We start from the raw sequence: 1,838 nt of genomic DNA on the forward strand, positions 1-1,838 counted from the left end.
CAGGCGCAGCCCCCTGCGTTGGCCACGAGGTCTGCGCAGACATCTCTTGTTCAGCATTCTCTGACAAACTATGAGTACAATGCCTGCCATTCACTGAGCACATCGTCATCCAAGGAGTCAGCATGTCTGCCACTACCCCTTCACCTCGTCGGGCCATTCGTGATCGCGAGGTAAGCGAAACGACCCCACAGGCGGTGGGACTCAATGTCTGCGTGCTGGGTGGCGGCAGCTTCGGGACCGCGATCGCCTCGATTGCCGCCGACAACGGTGCCAGCGTCACCCAGTGGATGCGTGATGCCAGCCAGGCCGAGGAGGTCAACACCCAGCACCGCAACTCGGGCTATCTGCCGGGCTTCGAGATCAATGCCTCGGTGCGTGCTACCACCGACATGGCCGATGCACTGGCCGAGGCCGAGCTGGTGTGCGTGGCGATTCCCTCCAAGGCCTTCCGCACGGTGGTCCGTCAGGCGCGCGCTCACCTGCGTGAAGGGCAGATTCTGGTGGCCACCACCAAGGGCATCGAGAGCGAAGGCTTCACCCTGATGAGCGAGGTGCTGGAGCAGGAAACCGGCTTCGCGCATATCGGCGTGCTGTCTGGCCCCAATCTGGCGGCCGAGATCGCCCAGCGGCAGCTGACGGCCACGGTGATCGCCTCCGATGATGCCTACACCCGCGCTCGCGTGCAGACGGCCTTCGGTTGCGACTATTTCCGTGTCTACGCCAGCAATGACCGCTACGGCGTCGAGCTGGGCGGGGCGCTGAAGAACATCTACGCCATCGCGGCCGGCATGGCCGCGGCCCTGGGCATGGGCGAGAACACCCGCGCCATGCTGATGACCCGTGCGCTGGCCGAGATGAGCCGCTTCGCGGTGGCCAAGGGCGCCAATCCGATGACCTTCCTCGGCCTTGCCGGCGTGGGCGATCTGATCGTGACCTGCTCCTCGCCGTTGTCGCGCAACTATCGGGTCGGCTACGCGCTGGGAGAAGGGCGCACCCTCGACCAGGCGGTCGAGGTGCTGGGGCAGGTCGCCGAGGGTGTCAACACCGTGCGATTGGTGCAGGATGAATCCGAGCGGCTGGGCATCTACATGCCGCTGGTCAGTGGCATGGCCAAGGTGCTGTTCGAGAATGTCGACCCGCATCACATGGCCCGCGCGCTGATGGGCGGTGAGCAATCCAGCGATGTGGAATTCGTGCTGTCGCGTGAGTCGGTGCAGCAGGCGCGGCAGTTGGAACCCGACGGCTCCTGAGGACTCATAGCAGGTAGCGGGTGATGGAGCGTGTTTCGCCATCCCCTTGTCTGACTCGTGCAACGCTCCGGTTGGCGAGTCCCTGGTCATCGGCCGCAGCGACAAAGCGAGTGATGAAGCGCTTGCGCTGCGGCAGTCATCTTTTCAGGAGAATGTCATGAGTGTACTGATCATGCGTCACGGTGAGGCCCAGGCCGGCACGCCGGACCCCAGCCGCGAATTGAGTGAATATGGCCGCGAAGAGGCGCGCCGCATCGGTCGCTGGTTGGCCCATCAGCTGCCCGCCGAGCGTCGTGCGCGGCTGACGCTGGTCGTCAGTCCGTTTACCCGCGCCCAGCAGACCGCCCAGGAGATCTCCTCGGCGCTGGAGTTGAGTGGTGAGCAGCAGACCACGCTCGAGATCATCACCCCGGACGACCCGCTGACGCCGGTGCTCGACTGGCTGCAGACCCATGTGCCGCCCACCTCTGAAGGGCGCGAGCCGCGTGACTGGCTGATCATCAGCCACAATCCGCTGGTCTCGAATCTGGCCAGCGCCCTGGTCGATGGCCCCGGCAGTACCCAGCTGGCCTTTGCCACCGCAAGTCT

Annotated in this window: 2 protein-coding genes; both read left to right on the forward strand. The window is 64.9% G+C overall.

Annotated features, from left to right (window positions below; all coding sequences use genetic code 11):
* Nucleotides 1-122 precede the first annotated feature (122 nt).
* Nucleotides 123-1,250, forward strand: a complete 1,128-nt coding sequence (locus AC4FAH_RS12345) for an NAD(P)H-dependent glycerol-3-phosphate dehydrogenase (protein ID WP_287024652.1) — start codon at nt 123-125, stop codon at nt 1,248-1,250.
* Between the two features lie 157 nt (nt 1,251-1,407).
* A partial coding sequence (gene sixA / locus AC4FAH_RS12350) for a phosphohistidine phosphatase SixA (RefSeq protein WP_490246114.1) occupies nt 1,408-1,838 on the forward strand: 431 nt, incomplete at its 3' end.

The organism is Cobetia sp., assembly GCF_983723665.1.

Excerpts from the sequence above, each read along its gene's own strand:
- AC4FAH_RS12345 (WP_287024652.1), top strand. The coding sequence starts at position 123 with ATGTCTGCCACTACCCCTTCACCTCGTCGGGCCATTCGTGATCGCGAG.